Genomic DNA, 19,438 nt, shown 5'->3' on the forward strand with positions numbered 1-19,438 from the left:
CTAATGAAACTATGGATGAAAATCTTGATAGGCCTGTTTATTGGGGTTGCCGTAGGTTTAGTTTTAGGCGAACGAGCTGCCATAGTCAAGCCCATTGGGGACATTTTTTTGAACCTCCTAGGAATGGTTGTTCATCCTCTAGTATTCTGCTCTATAGTTTTAGGTATTGCTTCAATTAGCGATATGAAAAAGCTAGGGCGTATTGGCATTAAGAGCTTGTCACTATACTTGGGAACAACTTGCCTCGCGATTATCATTGGTTTGTGTTTCGCACAATTTTTTAGTCCCGGGAAGGGATGCGATCTCTCACAAGCAGCACAAATCAATTTTGATGCCTCTGCTTTACAAGGTAAAGGTGGATTAAATCTCTTCTCTATGATGCTACAAATTTTCCCTTCCAACGTTGCTAAGGCGTTCGTAGAAGGAAATATTTTGCAGATCATTGTTTTTGCGATTTTTTTAGGTGTGTCTTTACGACTTGCAGGAGATCATGGCAAACCTGTTGCTAAGTTTATTGAAAGCCTTTCAGAAGTCCTTCTTCGTATGGTGGGTATTGTCATGTCATTTGCTCCTTATGGTATTGGAGCAAGTATTGCTTGGATTTCTGGTAGTCACGGAGTCAGTATCCTTTGGCAGCTAGGAAAATTTGTATTTGCATTTTATCTAGCTTGTTTCTTCCATGCATTTTTTGTGTTTGGTGGCATGGTCCGCTTTGGTTGTAAGATGCCTTTTACTCGATTTCTTACTGGCATGCTAGATGCCATTTCCTGTGCTGCATCTACAGCAAGTAGCTCGGCAACATTGCCCATGACGATGCGTTGTGTATCTAACAATCTTGGTGTCTCTTCAGAAGTATCAGGATTCGTATTGCCTTTAGGCGCTACCGTCAATATGAATGGTACAGCAATTTTCCAAGCGATGGCTGCAGTATTCATTGCTCAAGCGTATAATTGTCCTCTTCCATTAACCAGTTTACTATTGATTGTTGTTACTGCTACGCTATCAGCCGTTGGTAGTGCTGGAGTCCCTGGTGGGGGCATGTTGACTTTAGGCTGTGTTTTAGGCTCAGTGGGGCTCCCTATTCAGGGAATTGGAGTTATTGCAGGAATCGATAGAATTAGGGATATTATTGGCACACCTATGAATATCCTTGGGGATGCTGTGGTGGCATTATACGTCGCATCTAGTGAAGGAGAAGTAACATCTTCTCAAATTATAAAAAAAGAGCGCCCCGAAACAATATAAGAGGGATTGGACATGTTTGAATTTCGGTTTCCCAAGATTGGTGAATCTGGTGCTGGTGGTTCTGTTGTTCGCTGGCTAAAGCAGGTGGGTGATAGCGTTCAAAAAGATGAGCCCTTAATTGAAGTGTCCACAGATAAAATTGCCACTGAGTTAGCTTCTCCACAATCGGGAAGATTAGTGAAGTGTCTAGTTGACGAAGGAGATGAGGTTGCTCCAGACGATGTTCTCGCCATCTTAGATATTGCAAAGCCCAATAGTGAAGAAGAAAAACCTCTCCTCTCTAGTTGTGGTGGCGAAGCCGCTTCATGTTTCCAAGAGAATAAGAAGACATCTGGTTGGTTTTCTCCTGCTGTTTTAAGTTTAGCAAATCGTGAAGGAATAGGTATCCAGGAGCTTCAGAGTATTCAGGGTAGCGGGAATGATGGTCGCGTTACACGTAAAGATTTGGAAACATATATTTCCAGCGCGCGTGCATCTACTACTTCAGAGGAATTATCGGTTAACGCCAACGAAAATCGTATTCCTATGTCTCCACTGCGTAGGGCCTTAGCTTCTTCATTATCCAAATCTTCAGATGAAGTTCCTCATGCATCTTTGGTTGTTGACGTAGATGTTACGGATCTCATGAATCTGATAGCAGAAGAACGTGAGAGATTTTTTGCTACACATGGTGTTAAACTGACAATTACAAGTTTTATCATTCAGTGTTTAGCTCGAGCTTTGGAGCAATTTCCATTGCTGAATGGTTCTTTAGACGGAGATACCATTGTAGTCAAAAAATCTATCAATGTAGGTGTTGCTGTTAACCTCAACAAGGAAGGAGTTGTTGTCCCTGTAATCCGCAATTGTCAAGATCGAGGATTAGTAAGTATAGCAAAAAGTTTAGCAGATTTATCCGCTCGTGCTCGTGCCAATAAACTGGATCATTCAGAAGTACGCGATGGTAGTGTTACTGTGACCAATTTTGGTATGACCGGGGCACTAATTGGCATGCCAATTATCCGTTACCCAGAAGTCGCAATTATCGGTATCGGTACTATTCAAAAGCGTATTGTTGTTCGTGATGACGACTCTTTAGCAATTAGGAAAATGGTTTATGTCACATTGACCTTCGATCATAGAGTTTTGGACGGTATTTACGGTAGTGAGTTTTTAACCTCTTTGAAAAATCGATTAGAGTCTGTTACCATGGGGTAACCTGGCTATTGATTTCCTAGGGGCTCTGGAAATGCTTTCTCCAACAGTAATGAATAATATATGTGATGAGATCTTGAGTAAACAAAGAGCAATTTTGGAAGAGTTCTTCCAAAATTTTCATACTAATGACACTTGGTTACTAGCAGAAAGGATTCTTAGCCATTCCGGCTGGCTGTTTTTTTCTGGAGTTGGGAAGAGTGGGTGTGTTGCTAGAAAGATTGTTTCTACTCTCCAGTCATTTGGGGAGCGTGTTCAGTTTCTCTTATCAGGAGATCTTCTTCATGGAGATCTGGGGGTTGTAAATTCTGGAGATATTGTCTGCTTATTTTCTAAGAGTGGAGAAACAAAAGAACTCCTTGAAGCTGTTCCATATCTGAAAGAAAGGAACGTCTTCCTGGTTGGGATCACTTCTTCAGCATATTCCAGTTTGGCGGTTCTTTCTGATCATGTGATCATTCTTCCAGATTTAGACGAGTTAGATCCTTACAATTTAGTGCCGACTACTTCAACGATTTGCCAGATGTTATTCGGTGATCTGTTATCTATTGCTCTCTTACGTTGCCGTGAGATTTCTTTAGAAACCTATGGAAAAAATCATCCTAGTGGACAAATCGGTCTGAAAGCAAATAAGAAAGTGAAAGATTATATGTTTGCTAGAGAGGATCTTCCTTTATGTTCTCCTGAAGATACTGTTGATGATTCGCTGAATATTTTCTCTACTTACAATTGTGGATGTGTTTGTATTGTCAATGAGAGTACAGAACTGCTAGGTATTTTTACTGATGGTGATTTGCGCAGATCTTTAGCTTCTCTAGGAGGAGATGTTCTTAAACGGAAATTAAAAACTGTTATGACTTCCAATCCTAAAGCCATAGATGCAGACGCTAGTGTACTTGCAGCTTTAGAAATCATGGAAACAGGAAGCCCGGTTACTATTCTTCCCGTTCTAGATTGTCAAAAGCGCATCGTAGGATTGCTACATATGCACACACTAGCAAAGGCAGGGCTGGTGTAAAAGATCGGAAGAGAGAGTAAGCCGGATTCTGTCTACAAAATGACAAAGCCATTTTGAGGGCAACCATTCATCTAGGATACACATTACTGTGTATCTCAAGCGATCACGAAAAAGCCTGTGAATTTCTTTCACTCTCGCAGAGACGATAACTTTTTCTTCTTGCTTCAGATAGGGTTTACATGTCTACTAAGTCACCTTAGTAGCTCCTATTCTTAAAATAGGAATTTTCAGCCTGTCTATAAAAATTTTTATAGCGGAATGTTTTCTGTTGCACTTTCCGTAGCCTCACGGCCCCTGGAGTTTCTCCAGTATCTTCTCTTATGAAGTCCAGACTTTCCTCTCATATCTATCCCCAACAAAAGACAGGACGAGGATAAAAACAAGCGGTTGCCTTTCTCTTCCGATTAACTTGTTAGCTATACCGCAGTACGACGTCGACGGCGTTTTACCGTAGAACTATCGGAAGCGAGAGCCTGCGGCTCTTGCCAATATAAAATTCTCGAGCAATGTTCACAGAAAATCAGACGATCTTTCTTTCTAACTAAATTCTCATGCTGAGGTGTCAACACGATATGACAACCACTGCATACCCGATTCTCAATAGGAACTACAACACGATCCTTCTTATTATTTAATAAGCGCTCATAGATACTGAACAATTCTGGGTCAGTCTGATCTCTTAAGTCATCACGTTGTTTAAGTAGGGCTTGGCCTTCCTCATTGATTTTACGGATGCTTTCGAAGATCTCTTTCTCAATAGCAGAACTGCTGTTCTCCGTAGACGCAAGACTCTCTTTTAAAGAAACAATGAGATCTTCACCACCAGCTTGCTTATCCATAAGGTCGCTAAGTTGATGTTCTAGCGCACGCCGCTCCTTATTGGCTGCTGTCATTTCTTGTGTGAGAGCATTAAACTCATCCATTTTTTTAACGGCAGCTTGTTGATTTTCCAATTTATTAATTTGATCGGAAATTTCCTGAATCCGATTTTCCCCTTCCTTAATCTGATTCTTCAAGCTCTCCATTTCTTGTTCTTTTTCCTGGACTTTACGACGAATATCAGCTTTAAGGGATTGGACCTTAGCGAGCTCTTTTTGATGCTCCTTTTTAACTCGCATTAAGCGAATCATCTTAATATCGAGCTCTTGAATGGCTAAAATGCTCTCGAGGGCGTCATGCATGAAAACTAATCCTTACTTGTGTGGCTTGTGACTCCTAAATACGGATGCCAAATCATGGAACTTTAGGAGCGAGTACATCTGAAGAAGAAAGCCAGTTTACTGCTTTTCTTGCAAGAAGTAAAGAACGTTTTTTTCAACAAAAGAAATTCCTAAGGTATAGGAATTTAAGTAAATTATAGTATTGCAATTTGAATTAACACTTTGCAGTAATAAAGAAAATATTTTGTAGATGTTAGTGATAGAGTGCGATGTAATTTTAGTGGGGAAGGAGTGTTTTTCAATTTTTTAATTTCCTAGTCATAAAATTCTTTTAGGCATGGGGACAAAGAGAGTAGGTCCCCAAAATAAAATCCCTCTACTTTTTTTAGACTGCAGCAAACGGATCTTGTAAAACAACAAGCAGCCTGGTCTCTCTGGAGTGTGAGCGTGCTACAGAATTAGTGGCCTCCACAAGAGCCATTTTACAAAGGTTTTGACAGTTTAAGGACCAGTCATATACCTCTTGAGCTTTGGGGTTCTTGTCTCTTGAAGAAACTTCATAAACCGAACTAAATAGGGGTACCGCAACCGTTGTACATCCGCGAGCAAGAGCTTCTTCCAAGCAATTTACATATGTAACATAGGCTCTACGGTAATAGTCTGTTTGCACTTTGTGATCTTGTCCCGGAAATTCTTTTACTGCTGGTCCTCGAGCATGCCCTAGGTAATGAGGATAGCGTTTATAGTCTCCTGCTCCTCTAGAAGAGGGGTCTTCCAGATGAATTTCTGCCGATCGTGTTTCTGTTGGTAGGAAAGGTTGGTGTGCCGCGCTACTGCTATCTCGCCTATTACATGAATACCATGCTTTTACTTGTTTATCTATTTTAGCCAAGTCTTGGTATAAGCATTTTGATAGGTTTAAGTTCATACTAATTTGGGAGTTCTCCTCAGATGCGGGGACTAAGTTGAACATCATTGCATTAGCAAATGGTGTTTCTTGGCCACGCCTTTCTTTCTGCATTGCAAATAGTTCTAAAGAAAACGGTACTTCAGGATTATCCCAAATGCCTAAAGTGATTTTTGGGTTATATTTATTTTGGAAGAATACCACGTCAGAACGTTTCGAAGAGAAGTTGGCATCAGCTGTGGTAGCAGGAATTGATCGGAAGTATGCCGTCAAAGAATTCGACCAATCTCCAGAGGGTGCTTCTGTTAGATATTTATGAACAGTAAAAGCCATAATACTGAGCAATACGGAGACAAGAATGAGTCCTAGGAAAACAGGCGAACCTAATGCTACCGTTAATCCAATAGCAGCAGCAAGGCAGCCTATAGCCTGGATACTGAGCAAAGCAACAGAGGCAATCCTGATAAGCTTGGCTTGATTTTGTAACGCTATCTCCTTTTGTGAAAATAGCATTGTGTGATTTGACGGCGTCGCCGTAACAATATTATTAGTCGTCACTTCTTTACCATGGTTGTTTTTATTTAACCTTGTTTGTTTTAGGTTAATTAATTATTAAGGGTAATAAGTTATTATAATCGTTTTTTTGATTTTCTAATTAATTGAAATTATTTTATGAGGTTTTTTGAGGGAAATATGTCTAGGGCTATGTAAAGTTTTCTTAACTGATTTGTGAGAAGACAGCGCACCACAAAGTAAATCGGGACCAGAACTAGAATGGCAAGAATGGACAGAGGATGAAGGTATACGGCCGCTAGAATAGCACCTGTGATCAAACATAGGATACCAAAAACTTGCGCTGTAAATGCGTATAGGGCTTTTGTTAAAGCACGCTTTGCGGGAGTGCCTCTAGCAAACATGGTTAGAGGTTCAGTGAAGCTCGTATTTCCACTACGCCTAATCACATAATAAGGCATAAAATTTGTCTAAATTATTAATAATTTCGGGGCATTCTATATGGGAATAGTTTTTGTGTCACGATTTAGTTGAATTAGTTAATTAGAAAATAATAACGGAGGGTGATTGTATATTTTTTTAAATTCATTAAATGTAATAGGGCCAAGGCACCAGTGGTGTTTATTTGGTAAGTTAGGGAAAATTCGTGCATAAGCCCGAACTCCAGAAGGGCTGGTAAGTATTATATTTTTATATTTACCGAATACTCTTACTGATAGAGCTACAGGCCTGACATTATAGTGAGCATATGCAAAATGTTTTCTGTGTTCTTCCTGAAGGAATTTTTTAATAATTGGTCGAGATAATGCTGAATGGGGATAGAGGAAATAACAATCCCGGGAACATGATTTGAGAATGGGTACAATTCCTTCACTAGTCTCTTCTTTCGCAGTTATTATCTTCGCTTTAGGAACAAGATTTTTTAACCTTTGTTCTGTTGCTTGTCCTATGCAAATATAATACTTTTCTCTCAAAGACCTCAAAGAATGTGCTCTTTTCATCTTTGAAATAAACAGAGATGTTGATGAGGGACTGGTAATAATCACATGAGTTGATTTTTCTAAATATTTTGATGCTTTACGTAATTGCGGGCAATTCAGTGAGTAGGGAGACACACGTAAGATAGGCAGAAAATCTGCCTGATATTTTTTTGCAGTTTGTTTGTTTAACCCTAAATATAATGTCATGGTTATTACCTTGCTTGTAATATCTTAGCATAGAAAACTATTTTAGTTAGTATGCTTAGAGTCACTGGAAAACGTAAAGCGTTTGCGTTAATAATTTCTTTCATATAGAAAATTTCTAAGCGCTGAGCATAATGAGAATTTGTCTTCGGAGGATTACCGTGTTCAGGTAGTTTCAACCTGCTTTTTGATTTCTTACTCTAAAGATTCGCAGGTTATTACGATGGTATATGTTAAGCGTTTTTGGGGTTATTGTTGACCTGTAGGGGCGTTTTAATTTTTTAAAATAGAGAGGTAGACGGTGGCATCATTGTTACATAAGTTTTTAGAAAATGCCTCGGGCAAACAAGGACAAAATTTAGCATCGACTGCTTATCTAGCTGCATTAGATCATTTGCTGCATACCTTCCCGTCTATAGGTAAAAGTATCGTAGATGAGTTAAAGAGTCAGAGATCTCGTCTGAAAATGATTGCCTCAGAGAACTTCTCCTCTTTGTCAGTACAGCTTGCCATGGGCAATTTGTTGACAGATAAGTATTGTGAGGGCAGTCCTTTTAAACGTTTTTATTCCTGCTGTGAGAACGTAGACGCTATTGAATGGGAATGTGCCGAAGCGGCTAAAGAACTTTTTGGTGCTGACAGTGCTTTTGTTCAGCCTCACTCTGGTGCAGATGCCAATCTTTTGGCCATTATGTCAATTATAACTCATAAAATACAAAGTCCAATTGTCAAGCGTTTAGGGTATAAAACGGTTAATGATCTTACTGATGAAGAATACAGTGAGTTGAAAAAGGAGATGTCTTCTCATGTATGTTTAGGTCCTTCTTTGAATTCTGGAGGCCATCTAACACATGGTACAGTACGCTTAAACATCATGTCTAAATTAATGCATTGTCTCTCTTACCATGTTAATGCGAAAACCGAGTGTTTTGATTACGATGACATTTCTCGTCTGTGTAAAGAACATAAACCTACAGTGCTGATAGCGGGCTATTCCTCATATTCTCGTAGGCTCAATTTTGCTACTTTACGACAAATTGCTGATGATTGTGGAGCAGTTTTGTGGGTGGATATGGCCCATTTTGCCGGTCTCGTAGCTGGCGGTGTCTTTACGGGAGAGGAAAACCCTATTCCCTATGCACAGATGGTGACAACGACGACACATAAAACTTTACGTGGTCCTCGAGGTGGGCTGGTTTTAGCGTCTAAGGAGTATGATTCTATGATTAATAGAGCTTGTCCTTTGATGATGGGCGGTCCGTTACCTCATGTTGTTGCTGCGAAGGCAATAGCTTTGAAAGAAGCTTTAACCGTAGATTTCAAAAAATATGCTCACCAAGTTGTGGATAACGCCCGTACTTTAGCTGATCAGTTCCAAAAGCAGGGGTTGCGTCTGCTTACTGGAGGCACAGATAATCATATGATGATTATTGATCTTACATCTCTTGGGATTTCCGGTCGTATAGCTGAAGATGTCCTCAGTTCTATAGGGATTGCTGTGAATCGTAATACAATACCTTCTGATGCTGTTGGTAAATGGGATACATCCGGTATACGTTTAGGTACACCAGCCCTTACGACATTGGGTATGGGCAAAGATGAAATGGAAGAAGTTGCTAATATTGTAGTGAAAGTATTGCGAAATATTACTTTGAGACGTAATGCTGGTGATAGTTCGAATAAAAGTGAAGGAGAGCTTCCTGTAGATATTGCTCAGGAGGCAAAAGAGAGAGTTCAAGATTTATTATCACGGTTCCCTCTGTATCCCGAAATCGATCTAGAAGCGCTAATTTAGTTTGGAGATATATAGTCTATGCCTGATGGAGAAATGATTCACAAGTTGCAAGACATTATAGATAGAAAGATTTTAGAGACGCGTCGAGTATTTTTCTCTGAGCCTGTAACGGAGAAAAGTGCTGCTGATGCGATCAAAAAGCTTTGGTATTTGGAACTTACTAGCCCAGGTCAGCCTATAGTCTTTGTAATTAATAGTCCGGGTGGTTCCGTAGACGCAGGTTTCGCTGTTTGGGATCAAATTAAAATGTTGACATCTCCAGTGACAACCGTAGTGACTGGATTAGCTGCTTCTATGGGATCCGTATTAAGTTTATGCGCAGCACCTGGACGTCGTTTTGCAACTCCCCATGCGCGGATCATGATTCATCAACCTTCTATAGGAGGAACAATCACTGGTCAGGCTACAGATCTGGATATTCATGCTCGTGAAATTTTAAAAACAAAAGCTCGTATTGTAAACGTTTATGTTGAAGCTACTGGGCAACCTCGCGAAATTATTGAAAAGGCCATTGATAGAGATATGTGGATGACTGCAGACGAAGCTAAGGATTTTGGCTTATTAGATGGAATCCTCTTCTCTTTCAACGATTTGTAGTTATTTTGTATATTCTGGGGCAGGTAATCGTTTTATTTTGAGCGAATCTTGCCCTACTATAGGTGAGATTATTGCGTTATGTCGCAAAACACACACCGATGGGTTTTTGTTCATTCAGCCTTCTTCGATTGCGGATATTAGACTAATTATTTTCAATGATGATGGTTCTCGTCCTGCTATGTGTGGCAACGGATTACGTTGCGCTATCGCGCATGTTGCTCAAGTTTCGTCAAACGATCCAATCCTTGTAGAAACGGATTCAGGTTTGTACTCAGGAAGATTTTATTCTTGGGATAGGGTGATAGTGGATATGACTCTTCCTGATTTTGGTTTGTGCAAATGTATTTTGAGTGAGAAAATTCCAGGTTTTTCGGATAGCGTTGTAAAAGTTAACACTGGTGTCCCGCATATTGTAGTATTTGTTGATGATATCTCTAAAATTAATGTCGATGTTTATGGAAAACAATTCCGTTATCATCCTGATTTTAGTCCAGATGGTACTAATGTGAACTTCGTTGAAATAAAATCTAAACGAGAGCTTTACATACGCACGTATGAGAGAGGACTAGAGAGGGAGTCAGCAGCCTGTGGTACTGGTGCTACAGCAGCAGCTATTGCTATGGCTCAACAATGTAACTGGAATAATGTTGATATAACTGCAATTACTATAGAAAATGTACGAATAAAAATTTCTATGCATAATGGAGGGGTATATTTGGAAGCCCCCGTGCAATTAGAGAGGACGTTTTTCTTCATACCATAGAGAAATATTCACACAAGGATAGATATCTTGCTCTCTAACTACAATTCTTTTATAATTCTGGCCTATGACAACATATCCTGTACCACAAAATCCTCTTTTGTTACGTGTCCTCCGTCTTATGGATGCTTTTTCCAAATCCGATGATGAGAGGGATTTTTATTTAGACCGTGTTGAGGGATTTATTCTCTATATCGATCTTGATAAGGATCAGGAAGATCTTGATAAAATATATCAGGAGTTAGAAGAAAATGCGGATCGCTATTGTTTAATTCCTAAGTTGACATTTTATGAAGTCAAAAAAATCATGGAAACGTTCATTAATGAAAAGATCTATGATATTGATACTAAGGAAAAGTTTTTAGAGATTCTGCAATCTAAGAATGCTCGTGAGCAGTTTTTGGAGTTTATTTATGATCATGAGTCTGAGCTGGAGAAGTGGCAACAATTCTATGTTGAACGATCTCGGATTCGTATCATAGAGTGGTTGCGTAATAACAAGTTCCATTTTGTTTTTGAAGAGGATCTGGATTTTACTAAGCATGTTTTAGAACAACTGAAGATACATCTTTTTGATGCGAAGGTGTCCAAGGAGATCTCGCAAGCGCGTCAATTGTTGCTGAACAAAGCGAAAGTCTATTATTCCAATGAGGCGCTAAATCCTCGTCCTAAGAGAGGGCGTCCTCCTAAGCAATCAGCTAAGGTAGAGGCAGAAGCTACCATTTCGAGTGATATTTATACTAAGGTTCCTCAAGCAGCACGACGTTTCCTCTTTCTTCCTGAAATTACCTCCGCCTCTTCGATAACTTTCTCCGAGAAGTTTGACACCGAGGCTGAGTTCTTAGCGCATCTTCGTGGTTCTGGCCGTGTTGAAGATCAGTTAAATCTTACGAATCTTTCTGAGAGATTTGCTTCTCTTAAAGAATTATCTGCTAAGCTGGGATACGATTCTCTTTCCAGCGGAGATTTCTTTGGTGATGACGATGATGACGATGATGAGGAAGAAAAGAAAGTTGTTACAAAAGCAAAATCTCCTACTAAACGTCGTAAAAAATCTTCTTAAGGAAATTTTTTCAGAATCCAAATTGTAGCGGCACCCCAGAACAATTTCTGTTTCCTTTCTGTTAGGAACCCGGAATGTTGGAAAATGCTTTCCAGTTCTTGATCTTTGGGAAGGCAGCGTATGCTGTTGCTAAGATAAGCATACGCTTCGTGGTTTTTCGTTATAACTTTTCCTATCCAAGGGACAAAGGCTTTGAGGTACATCTTGTGCGCCAAATAGATAGGATGTCGCTGAGAAGGAGATGTGAGTTCTAAAATTCCTAATCTTCCTGTCGTGGTTAGCACCCTATGGATTTCTCTGAGAGCATTCTCAGGATTGGGAAGATTTCTTAAACCATATGCCATAGAAGCTAAGTCATAAGAGTTATCTTCAAAAGGCATACATGCAATATCACTTTCTATGAAATTCATGGTTGCACAGGGATAACGTTGCTTCGCTAAATTAAGCATATTTTTTGAAAAATCCACGAGTGTGGCCGAAACTCCCGGATATTTCTTAATGTAAGTCGCAACTACTTTGCCAGTTCCAGCGCAAAGATCTATAAGATGGTTTGCGCGTCCTAACATTTGAACAAATCTACTATTCCAGATGTTATGCATGCCTAAAGACAAGATAGTATTCATTTTATCGTAACTATCTGCTAAAGAATCAAACATTTCTTGAATATTAGGTTTATTGGTGTAAATCGGCATAGTATTGTTGGAATTTTCGGAATCCTGCGTAATCATCATCTTCAAGTCGGTAACGGCATAGCTTATAATATTTTCTTAAGAGATCTTCTGGAAGATGGGATCTATCTTGTGCATAACGAATTACATATTCTGAAGATCGCTCAAAAGACGATAGCGCAGTATCTAGCGTATCTCGTATAATATCGTGACTATTTGACGAGTTTGTTAAAACCATTGCAAATACAAAGGGCAATTGTGTCAGATCATACCATGCTTTTGCTAAATCATAAGTTACAAATCCAGGGATTTCTGGATTATGGAGGGCAGAGTCTCCGATTAAGAGACAGCCGTCGTATTCTTGACCAGATGGAGAAAGGATATCCTCAGGTGTAAGTTCAATAATTTCCGGTTGTGGTGTTTTCCATAGATAATGACAAAGGATATTTAGGAGAATAACGGAAGATCTACTTTCTCGAGTAACGGCAATGCGCAGTGAGGGAGAAGAGAAAAAACAAGAAGATGCGTGCAAGTTTACGCTTAATATTTCTTTATGTGCTGCTATTCCGAATCCTCGTATACTGTTTAAGCTATGCGACATAATCCCAACAGATGAAGTTAAGGCAAAGGCAAACTCCTTTTGTACTAAACGTGACAATAGATCTGCTGGAGGAGCTGTAATGAGATGAATATCATCTATTTTAGAAAGCTCTAAAGAAAAAGGTAAGGCGTTGATATAGCTCACGCAACCGAAAGCTAAACGTTTTTTGAGTTTGTTAGACATGGGATCCGTCCTTTTTGTCTAATAAGGTTTTCCATGCCTTCGATATCCATTTTTATGGATTGCCCTGAGGATGCCATCTGGAAGACTTTCTCACCTATATGTGTTGAAGAAAAATCATTAGCCCCACATGAAAGTAGTTTTAGGGCTTCGTCAATACCTAAATAATTCCAAAGAGCTTTAATATTTTTGAAATTATCTAAAAATAAGCGCGCTACAGCAATTATAGATGCTGGAGGAATAGAGTGACGACCATCGAATTTAGATAGTCTTTTTCCCAAAACATTATTCTCTGTAGCAAATTTCAGCAATATGAAATTTTTAAATCCATAAGTTTCATCCTGAATAGTTCGGAGCTTCTCCATGTGTGTCACGAGATCTTCAGGACGTTCCCGATGATAGCATAGCATGGTGCTATTACTCGGAATGCCTAGTTGGTGTGCTGTTTTATGAATGGACAAAAATTCATCCGAAGACAAGCGACCAGGGGAGAGTAGTTGCCGAACCTCATCAACCAAAATATCTGCACCCCCTCCAGGGATAGAATCCAAACCGGCATCTTTTAGAATCCTTAAGATATCCACGACAGGCATGTTATGTAGTTGTGCAAGATAAGCATACTCAATAGCTGTGAGAGCTTTAATATGGATATGAGGGAAGTATGACTTAATCTTAGTAAATAATTCTACATAGTAATCCAAGTTACATGAAGGAAAACATCCTGCTACAATATGTGTTTCTGTAATAGGTGATTCTATCTCACGGATCATACTTATAAGTTGGTCGGGAGAGTACAACCAGCCCTTAGGGTCCCCAGGTTTTGCATAGAATGAACAAAACGTACAGTGGAAATCACAGAAATTAGTGGGGTAGAGATATAGAGTTGAGGAAAAATATACAGTGTTCCCTACACGTTGCTCACGTATATAGTCAGCGAAAGACCACAAGGCCTGTTGATCCTTTTCATCCTCAAGAAGGAGAAGTCGAAGGGCATCATCATTACTCAAGCGATGTCCTGAAGAAAAATTAAAAAATACTTCTTTAAGCCAAGGAGTTTTACAATTTAGATTGTGGGGAAGGGTTATCGTCATGATTATCAGATTGGTAGGGTTTCGAATTAGCTGTATCGCAGTGTTTTTTATGACAACAGTCTGTTTTTCCACATCCTCGAGATAGGGGACGCCCCAACAGGTACGTCCCGAGAAAAACTATAGACGCGACAGTAATAATTAAAACAACCGAGCAAACAAGAAGAAACAAAAACGTCATTTCTTGCTACATCCTTTTTAGAAAGTACTAGTGAAGATCTACCCAAATAGGAGAACTCCACGCCATAGATTGGTCTACTTGTGTTACTCTCAAATAATAGAATACAAAAGGAGACTTACCATTAGGATCTTCGAGTGTGATCTCTGCCAAAGGAGCCATATCATCAAACTCATAATCCAAGTTATTACTGTCGGGATAGAATGTATGTAATACTTTCCCATTGCGAATGATCTCTACAGTTTTCAGCTGAGTGGTTCCAGCTACATAGCCAGAAATATGCCTGTTAACTACAAGACCTGGTTTCGTTGTTGTTGATAATTCAGAACCCATAGGAGCTGATGTGATGTTGAAACTTACAATAATCCGCGGGCCTGTTGTGGCATAGCAGTGGCGGTGATACAAAGCATCTACTAGCGAGTCTCTAGTATACTTGTTACAGATAATTCCCGTGAGACCTGGTGTGTATTGTTGCTGATTTCCGTCAAAAAAGTTTTTATAGATTCCTCGATCGTCGAGGCCACCAGCTACAAAGCCAAAACGCAAATTGCGCTTTAATCCTTCTAGAACTGTACCTTCTAAGACTTCAGAATCGCTGTCCCCTTGAATTGGGAAAGGATTTCCTTGATCTGCAGTTCTCTCAGAGCAACCCCAAGCATTATAAATTTCCACAACGCGTTCAAACTCTGGCTGGAAGTTATCGAAATTATAACCATGGTATTTCGAAGCAGTGAAGCATGGAATCGAAATTAACTCATGAGGAGCCGCAGTTTTATACAATTTGGACAAGGAAGTATGTTTGCATTCTTTGTGTTTTCCAGACGATTTAGTGTCTTTGACATGAAGCACATGTCTTATACCCTCTATACCAGGCTCTCCACTGTATTGAAAACCTAGCAGAGTAATGAACCGATCTTCTTCGTTAAAATCAGAGATGGCCTGATTAACAAGCTTAGAAATCTCTGGGGTAATAGTTTCCTCATTCTCAAAAGAAGAAGACGCGTAAAAGTTGAAAGCACAGTCATCGCGGAAGTGTCTTAAACAGGCCTCGATACTTTCTTCAGAATCTACACGTTCAGATTCTCCATGCAATAGTCCCCACATTAAATTATGAGAAGTATCAGGGAAACATTTGATAGGAGCTGAGGTAAAAATTTCTTGAGTGGCGAGATTTTTTAACTGGATACGATAGATCCCAGGCTCATTGAAGTATAAATTCGGAAGAATAACAAAGCCCGTTTCAGGAATAAATAACTGCCAGTTAAGGTTTTCACGCAAATGTTCGTAAGAAAGTTCAATTCTGGTATCTTCTGGTGAAAAGTTTGTGAGGTTGTTGAATTCGTCTTCAAAGCGGATAGTAATATCAAATCGCTTATTTTTCACTACATAGGAGGGAGTGAAAATCTGGATGTTTTTCAATACATTCCCACGGATGTCTATTGTGAAAACATCAGGCTCATCATACACACCTTCTCCAGTAGGATCTACATAGAGATAGAACGGTTTGCGACGTTGAGTGAATAACTGGGCTCCATTGCCAGATTCATCCACTTGTGGGTGCTCTGGAGAAGGGCCGAGGATAATGGTAATAGTTTCTCCAGCTTCTATGCTATAGGGGAGGACGAATTCATACTGCGGAGTGGGATTTTTAGGTACCGGAATAGATTTAGCAGATACAACATCGCCACGATGAGTTTCCAAATAGATAGTATTTGAAGGTTGAGACAGATCTGTAGACGGTGCTTCCCAATCTATAGGCCTACCCTGACCACCAAGATCAAATTTTAGTTTTGTTCCTTCTGGGAGATCATTGGCCAACGAGTAGAGGAATTTCCACGTAGATATTTGCCCAGCTCTCGCCACCGAGGGATTAACATAACAAACAGATCTGCGCATACTGATATGAAGGGTTGGAATAAACAGAGTCCGTCATCATACATGACAAGTATGTTTTTCTCAATCTTCGTCTTTGCTTAGAGCTTCCAATGCTTCAGAGATATTATTGAACATTTTAAAATAGGAAAGGAAGCCCGTGACATAGAGGGTTTGTTCTATAGTCTTGGGTACAGAAGTCAGTACTATTTTCCCAAAATTTTTACCCACTTGATGATAGCTTTGCAGTAATACACGAATACCAGCGCTAGACATATAATCTAGATGGGCACAGTCTAAAATTACATTGCGCATACCATTCTCCAGAGATTGTGATATGCTGGCTTGTACCTCTGGAGAAAATATACCATCCAATTTTCCATGGAGGTGTAGGATTACGGTTTCACCGTTTTCTTCTTTTTGGATGTTATTCATTGTAGTTGCTGCTCCAAAATCTGTAGTCGTTTCAAGATTAAACTTTCCTAGGCAGACTCTATGAAATGTTCAATTAGTATCTGTCTGGATCTATTGCTACGCTTTACTACCGAATATTCATGGGCTGCACAGTAAATTGTGCGAAATCCTGATGATAGCTACAGACTACGATTAGCATACAAGAGCTTTCTATATAAAGAAATTATTAACAAAATCCGTGCTAAGGATTTATGATGTGATTTTTCTTGGAGTAATTTTTAATTTTCCTACGCTACGTTCTGAACATGTAATAATTTCAATATCAAAGTTCTCATGGTGAATTTTCATTCCCTTTTTGGGTACAGCACCAACTTTATGGAACACGTGCCCACCTAAAGTGTCGTAACTATTTTCATGTTGAATGGTGATGTTGAAGTACTCTTCAGCGTCAGATATATTCATTCTGCCATCCACTATCCAAGAGTTGCCTACTTTTTTGTACGGAATATCTTCATCTACATCGTATTCATCTGAAATTTCACCGAAAATTTCTTCGATAATGTCTTCCATAGTTACAATACCTTCGGTAAATCCATATTCGTTCACGATAATTGCGAGATGACGATGTTTTTGACGGAACTCTTGTAGCAATGAGGAGGCTTTTTTGATTTCTGGAGCGTATAAAGGGGGTTTTGCTACTGAAGATATAGGCAAAACCGAATCACAAGAACTGTTAAGTTTGAGCAGATCCTTAACCAGAATAACTCCAGTAATATTATCAATATCTTTTTTGTATACAGGGATGCGACTATACCCTTCTTCCATAATTGCAGGGAATGCTTCCTTTATAGGAGTATCTTCTTGTAAAGCAAAGATATCTACTTTAGGGATCATAACTTCACGTACGATAAGTTTATCAAAGGTACAAATAGCTTCGGATAGGGGAGTATCTATAGATATCGCTACTTGCTGTAGTTCTGGTTTTTTAGAAACAAATCCCAGAGGTGATAGCATGGACTGTATGAACCTAGACAGGTAAGCGAAGATATTGACTGGTCCATTTGCGTGCTTTTCTCCTATAGAATAAGGAAGCAACCCATAGGCAATGGGTGCAAGCATTACGTAAACTAACCAAAACACATAAGTAAAGGAGCCGAAAAATTTATAATACTCTTGGTAAATCTTTCCTCCTAATATACCGTAAAGAGTCAGTAGGAACCCGGAAAGCAACAGGGCTGTATTAGATGGTGGACGAGGAGAAGAGTCATCTTGCGTTTTTTGTGTTAGAGTAGTCCCCCATGCTAATGCAAGGCTAAAGATAGCTAACAAAATATAGATCATTTTACCCTGTAATCAGAGCTCGTTTTTTCTCTAACATACACAACGCTTGATTTTCTTTAATTCTCATTTTCTTTCTATCTTCAGAAGTTTGGTCATCATAACCAATAAGATGAAGAAGAGAGTGAACTACATATCTAGAAATTTCTCTGTATAACAGGTCTGTATCTTCGCTACGTGGTCCAAGAAAACGTATAGCAGCTTTAGGGCTAATAAAAGCCTCTCCTAAGACATGAGGCGTTGCACAAATCCCGGGAGCATCTATGGGTAAGGTAATAGTGTCAGTAAGAGAGGGATCTGAGAAAATTTCATCATGAAGCCGAGCTAACGCATCATCTTCCAGGAAATAAACAGAAATTTGATTGGTTGCAATTTTCCAATAACATAAGCAACAACGAACAAGCCTATCTACAGACGCAATATCAATAGATAAACACATCTGTTCGTTGTATATATCAACTTGTAATGAATTATTGCTCAAAGGAAAAATTTTATAGAAAAATTACTTCACTATAGGAGTCTTAGGCAAGCCAGTAGCCCTTTTGGCTGTGGCGTCATCCCAACGACCTAATTTACGTAGAACTTCAATACGCTCAAAACGTTTAAGAACGTTTCTCTTCGTATCTCCCTTTATAGATTTTCCATAACTACGATGACGAGACATAATTTATACTCTAGTGACTTAACCAATTTTAGGAATAAAAACGCTTTCGCTGCTTACAGCATTCTTATGAGCCTTATATGCAATCCTTGGAGCTGGAGCTGGGTGCTTAATAGCATACACAGGCTTACGCTTCTTAGGGTTCATTGCTCGGCGACGAGCTTGCTTACTCATGCGTGTCATAAAACAACTCGATATTGAATTTTTTAATTCCCACAATGCGTGAGAGAGAAATCAAAGGCTTGTACTTAGGCGCTAAGAATAATCGAAGATACGTTTTTTTTCAACAGAATGCCCGTTTAAGAGGAGCTATTTTGTTTGAGTGCCTCGGCAATTGGTGAGCATTCTCCAGTTGCGGAGGGTGAAGTTAGCACCCCACAAGAAATAATATATTTAAAAGCGTCTTCGATTTTCATATCCAGAAATGTAATATCGGATTTTTTAAATAAAGTGAGAAAACCCGAAGTTGGATTTGGAGTTGTAGGAATAAACACCGTAATCATGGGATCTGTAGGATCATCTGAGCAAATATGGGGTGCGTCTCCAGCGACAAGGCCAATGCAATGTACTTGAGCATTGGGGAAAGGCACCATCACTACTTGTTTAAATGAACCAGATTGCGCACCGAAAATTGTAGTCATGACTTGTTGTGCTGCTTTGTATACTGTCTTGATAATAGGTATACGATGCAAAATACGGTCATAAATGGATAACAAAGATTTAAAAATCATTAATCTTGCTAGAAATCCAAGCAACACTGTAGCAAAAAAAAGACCAAATAGAAGAATGATTTGCAGAACAAAGGTAAGAAAAGCCCTATGTTTTGCATAGAAGCTTATGGGTTCTAGAAAGCCAGATACTAGTCCAACAAATGGTTGTGTAAGGAAGTTAATAATCATGCCTACGATAGCGACAGTAATTGCTAGAGGGAGTAGGATGATGAGGCCTGTGATAAAATGTTTACGCATATTTCCTTAACACCTATCGTAACGGTCGAATGAG

The 19,438-nt window shown here is 39.4% G+C and carries 22 protein-coding genes and 1 other RNA gene; 7 read left to right on the forward strand and 16 right to left on the reverse strand.

Translation table 11 applies throughout. From position 1 onward, the window contains the following. Nucleotides 1–3: 3 nt before the first annotated feature. Genes H359_RS01390 through H359_RS01400 form a run of 3 tightly spaced genes read left to right on the forward strand, consistent with a single transcriptional unit; the run spans nucleotide 4 to nucleotide 3,457 of the window. The gene (locus H359_RS01390) at nucleotides 4–1,245 is read left to right on the forward strand and encodes a dicarboxylate/amino acid:cation symporter (RefSeq protein ID WP_020370938.1); all 1,242 of its coding nucleotides are present in this window, start codon (nucleotides 4–6) and stop codon (nucleotides 1,243–1,245) included. Between the two features lie 12 nt (nucleotides 1,246–1,257). Then, nucleotides 1,258–2,442 carry a dihydrolipoamide acetyltransferase family protein gene (locus H359_RS01395; protein WP_020370939.1) on the forward strand — a complete coding sequence of 395 codons (1,185 nt, stop codon included), beginning with the start codon at nucleotides 1,258–1,260 and terminating at the stop codon, nucleotides 2,440–2,442. Nucleotides 2,443–2,473: 31 nt separating this feature from the next. After that, entirely contained in the window at nucleotides 2,474–3,457 is a 984-nt protein-coding gene (locus H359_RS01400; RefSeq protein ID WP_020370940.1) for a KpsF/GutQ family sugar-phosphate isomerase, read from the forward strand. Between the two features lies 1 nt (nucleotide 3,458). Here the strand turns inward: H359_RS01400 and rnpB are convergent. The 5 genes from rnpB to H359_RS01420 form a co-directional block, all read right to left on the reverse strand. Then, an RNA gene (rnpB, locus tag H359_RS04980) (RNase P RNA component class A) lies at nucleotides 3,459–3,860 on the reverse strand. Between the two features lie 13 nt (nucleotides 3,861–3,873). After that, on the reverse strand, nucleotides 3,874–4,638 hold the full coding sequence (gene cdsZ / locus H359_RS01405) for a zinc ribbon domain regulatory protein CdsZ (RefSeq protein ID WP_020370941.1): 765 nt from the start codon (nucleotides 4,636–4,638) through the stop codon (nucleotides 3,874–3,876). A gap of 364 nt (nucleotides 4,639–5,002) precedes the next feature. Continuing rightward, nucleotides 5,003–6,082, reverse strand: coding sequence for a macro domain-containing protein (locus H359_RS01410; protein ID WP_155848241.1), 1,080 nt, complete (start codon nucleotides 6,080–6,082; stop codon nucleotides 5,003–5,005). Between the two features lie 107 nt (nucleotides 6,083–6,189). Next, nucleotides 6,190–6,498 carry a hypothetical protein gene (locus H359_RS01415; protein ID WP_021119536.1) on the reverse strand — a complete coding sequence of 103 codons (309 nt, stop codon included), beginning with the start codon at nucleotides 6,496–6,498 and terminating at the stop codon, nucleotides 6,190–6,192. 78 nt (nucleotides 6,499–6,576) lie between these two features. Further along, nucleotides 6,577–7,224 carry a uroporphyrinogen-III synthase gene (locus H359_RS01420; protein WP_020370945.1) on the reverse strand — a complete coding sequence of 216 codons (648 nt, stop codon included), beginning with the start codon at nucleotides 7,222–7,224 and terminating at the stop codon, nucleotides 6,577–6,579. Nucleotides 7,225–7,522: 298 nt separating this feature from the next. Between H359_RS01420 and H359_RS01425 the strand changes: the two genes are divergently transcribed. From H359_RS01425 to H359_RS01440, 4 genes are all read left to right on the forward strand, one after another. Further along, nucleotides 7,523–9,016: a glycine hydroxymethyltransferase gene (locus H359_RS01425; RefSeq protein WP_020370947.1), complete on the forward strand. Its 1,494-nt coding sequence runs from the start codon at nucleotides 7,523–7,525 to the stop codon at nucleotides 9,014–9,016. 18 nt (nucleotides 9,017–9,034) lie between these two features. Further along, nucleotides 9,035–9,613 carry an ATP-dependent Clp protease proteolytic subunit gene (locus tag H359_RS01430; RefSeq protein WP_020370948.1) on the forward strand — a complete coding sequence of 193 codons (579 nt, stop codon included), beginning with the start codon at nucleotides 9,035–9,037 and terminating at the stop codon, nucleotides 9,611–9,613. Then, complete coding sequence (dapF, locus tag H359_RS01435; protein WP_020370949.1) at nucleotides 9,582–10,376, forward strand: bifunctional diaminopimelate epimerase/glutamate racemase; 795 nt, start codon at nucleotides 9,582–9,584, stop codon at nucleotides 10,374–10,376. Before H359_RS01430 ends, dapF begins: the two co-directional genes overlap by 32 nt. A gap of 64 nt (nucleotides 10,377–10,440) precedes the next feature. Then, nucleotides 10,441–11,436 carry a UPF0158 family protein gene (locus H359_RS01440; RefSeq protein ID WP_020370950.1) on the forward strand — a complete coding sequence of 332 codons (996 nt, stop codon included), beginning with the start codon at nucleotides 10,441–10,443 and terminating at the stop codon, nucleotides 11,434–11,436. On the opposite strand, the gene ubiE is transcribed toward H359_RS01440, so the two are convergent. The 11 genes from ubiE to H359_RS01480 form a co-directional block, all read right to left on the reverse strand. Further along, a complete protein-coding gene (gene ubiE / locus H359_RS01445) occupies nucleotides 11,433–12,128 on the reverse strand; it encodes a bifunctional demethylmenaquinone methyltransferase/2-methoxy-6-polyprenyl-1,4-benzoquinol methylase UbiE (protein ID WP_020370951.1) in 696 nt (231 codons plus the stop codon). The two genes, H359_RS01440 and ubiE, sit on opposite strands and share 4 nt — an antisense overlap. After that, entirely contained in the window at nucleotides 12,109–12,888 is a 780-nt protein-coding gene (locus H359_RS01450; RefSeq protein WP_020370952.1) for a menaquinone biosynthesis protein, read from the reverse strand. The genes ubiE and H359_RS01450 overlap by 20 nt, the downstream gene beginning before the upstream one ends. Further along, nucleotides 12,861–13,976, reverse strand: a complete 1,116-nt coding sequence (locus H359_RS01455) for a CofH family radical SAM protein (RefSeq protein WP_020370953.1) — start codon at nucleotides 13,974–13,976, stop codon at nucleotides 12,861–12,863. Before H359_RS01455 ends, H359_RS01450 begins: the two co-directional genes overlap by 28 nt. Next, nucleotides 13,942–14,154, reverse strand: a complete 213-nt coding sequence (locus H359_RS05065; RefSeq protein ID WP_020370954.1) for a hypothetical protein — start codon at nucleotides 14,152–14,154, stop codon at nucleotides 13,942–13,944. Before H359_RS05065 ends, H359_RS01455 begins: the two co-directional genes overlap by 35 nt. A gap of 27 nt (nucleotides 14,155–14,181) precedes the next feature. Further along, complete coding sequence (locus H359_RS01460) at nucleotides 14,182–16,047, reverse strand: DUF3604 domain-containing protein (RefSeq protein ID WP_035392294.1); 1,866 nt, start codon at nucleotides 16,045–16,047, stop codon at nucleotides 14,182–14,184. Nucleotides 16,048–16,107: 60 nt separating this feature from the next. Continuing rightward, nucleotides 16,108–16,458: an anti-sigma factor antagonist gene (locus tag H359_RS01465; RefSeq protein ID WP_020370956.1), complete on the reverse strand. Its 351-nt coding sequence runs from the start codon at nucleotides 16,456–16,458 to the stop codon at nucleotides 16,108–16,110. A gap of 228 nt (nucleotides 16,459–16,686) precedes the next feature. Beyond that, nucleotides 16,687–17,778, reverse strand: coding sequence for a hemolysin family protein (locus tag H359_RS01470; protein ID WP_020370957.1), 1,092 nt, complete (start codon nucleotides 17,776–17,778; stop codon nucleotides 16,687–16,689). 1 nt (nucleotide 17,779) lies between these two features. Further along, a complete protein-coding gene (ybeY, locus tag H359_RS01475) occupies nucleotides 17,780–18,256 on the reverse strand; it encodes an rRNA maturation RNase YbeY (protein ID WP_035392297.1) in 477 nt (158 codons plus the stop codon). 21 nt (nucleotides 18,257–18,277) lie between these two features. After that, nucleotides 18,278–18,439: a small basic protein gene (locus tag H359_RS05070; RefSeq protein ID WP_020370959.1), complete on the reverse strand. Its 162-nt coding sequence runs from the start codon at nucleotides 18,437–18,439 to the stop codon at nucleotides 18,278–18,280. Nucleotides 18,440–18,457: 18 nt separating this feature from the next. Then, complete coding sequence (locus H359_RS05140) at nucleotides 18,458–18,619, reverse strand: hypothetical protein (RefSeq protein WP_020370960.1); 162 nt, start codon at nucleotides 18,617–18,619, stop codon at nucleotides 18,458–18,460. Nucleotides 18,620–18,735: 116 nt separating this feature from the next. Further along, entirely contained in the window at nucleotides 18,736–19,404 is a 669-nt protein-coding gene (locus H359_RS01480) for a DUF502 domain-containing protein (protein WP_020370961.1), read from the reverse strand. Nucleotides 19,405–19,438 lie beyond the last annotated feature (34 nt).

The sequence above is a fragment of the Chlamydia ibidis 10-1398/6 genome (assembly GCF_000454725.1).
In the GTDB taxonomy this organism is placed as follows: Bacteria; Chlamydiota; Chlamydiia; order Chlamydiales; family Chlamydiaceae; genus Chlamydia; species Chlamydia ibidis.

Excerpts from the sequence above, each read along its gene's own strand:
- H359_RS01390 (WP_020370938.1), top strand. The coding sequence starts at position 4 with ATGAAACTATGGATGAAAATCTTGATAGGCCTGTTTATTGGGGTTGCC.
- H359_RS01395 (WP_020370939.1), top strand. The coding sequence starts at position 1,258 with ATGTTTGAATTTCGGTTTCCCAAGATTGGTGAATCTGGTGCTGGTGGT.
- H359_RS01400 (WP_020370940.1), top strand. The coding sequence starts at position 2,474 with ATGCTTTCTCCAACAGTAATGAATAATATATGTGATGAGATCTTGAGT.
- cdsZ (WP_020370941.1), bottom strand. The coding sequence starts at position 4,638 with ATGCATGACGCCCTCGAGAGCATTTTAGCCATTCAAGAGCTCGATATT.
- H359_RS01415 (WP_021119536.1), bottom strand. The coding sequence starts at position 6,498 with ATGCCTTATTATGTGATTAGGCGTAGTGGAAATACGAGCTTCACTGAA.
- H359_RS01420 (WP_020370945.1), bottom strand. The coding sequence starts at position 7,224 with ATGACATTATATTTAGGGTTAAACAAACAAACTGCAAAAAAATATCAG.
- H359_RS01430 (WP_020370948.1), top strand. The coding sequence starts at position 9,035 with ATGCCTGATGGAGAAATGATTCACAAGTTGCAAGACATTATAGATAGA.
- dapF (WP_020370949.1), top strand. The coding sequence starts at position 9,582 with ATGGAATCCTCTTCTCTTTCAACGATTTGTAGTTATTTTGTATATTCT.
- H359_RS01440 (WP_020370950.1), top strand. The coding sequence starts at position 10,441 with ATGACAACATATCCTGTACCACAAAATCCTCTTTTGTTACGTGTCCTC.
- ubiE (WP_020370951.1), bottom strand. The coding sequence starts at position 12,128 with ATGCCGATTTACACCAATAAACCTAATATTCAAGAAATGTTTGATTCT.
- H359_RS01450 (WP_020370952.1), bottom strand. The coding sequence starts at position 12,888 with ATGTCTAACAAACTCAAAAAACGTTTAGCTTTCGGTTGCGTGAGCTAT.
- H359_RS01455 (WP_020370953.1), bottom strand. The coding sequence starts at position 13,976 with ATGACGATAACCCTTCCCCACAATCTAAATTGTAAAACTCCTTGGCTT.
- H359_RS05065 (WP_020370954.1), bottom strand. The coding sequence starts at position 14,154 with ATGACGTTTTTGTTTCTTCTTGTTTGCTCGGTTGTTTTAATTATTACT.
- H359_RS01460 (WP_035392294.1), bottom strand. The coding sequence starts at position 16,047 with ATGCGCAGATCTGTTTGTTATGTTAATCCCTCGGTGGCGAGAGCTGGG.
- H359_RS01465 (WP_020370956.1), bottom strand. The coding sequence starts at position 16,458 with ATGAATAACATCCAAAAAGAAGAAAACGGTGAAACCGTAATCCTACAC.
- H359_RS01470 (WP_020370957.1), bottom strand. The coding sequence starts at position 17,778 with ATGATCTATATTTTGTTAGCTATCTTTAGCCTTGCATTAGCATGGGGG.
- H359_RS05070 (WP_020370959.1), bottom strand. The coding sequence starts at position 18,439 with ATGTCTCGTCATCGTAGTTATGGAAAATCTATAAAGGGAGATACGAAG.
- H359_RS05140 (WP_020370960.1), bottom strand. The coding sequence starts at position 18,619 with ATGACACGCATGAGTAAGCAAGCTCGTCGCCGAGCAATGAACCCTAAG.
- H359_RS01480 (WP_020370961.1), bottom strand. The coding sequence starts at position 19,404 with ATGCGTAAACATTTTATCACAGGCCTCATCATCCTACTCCCTCTAGCA.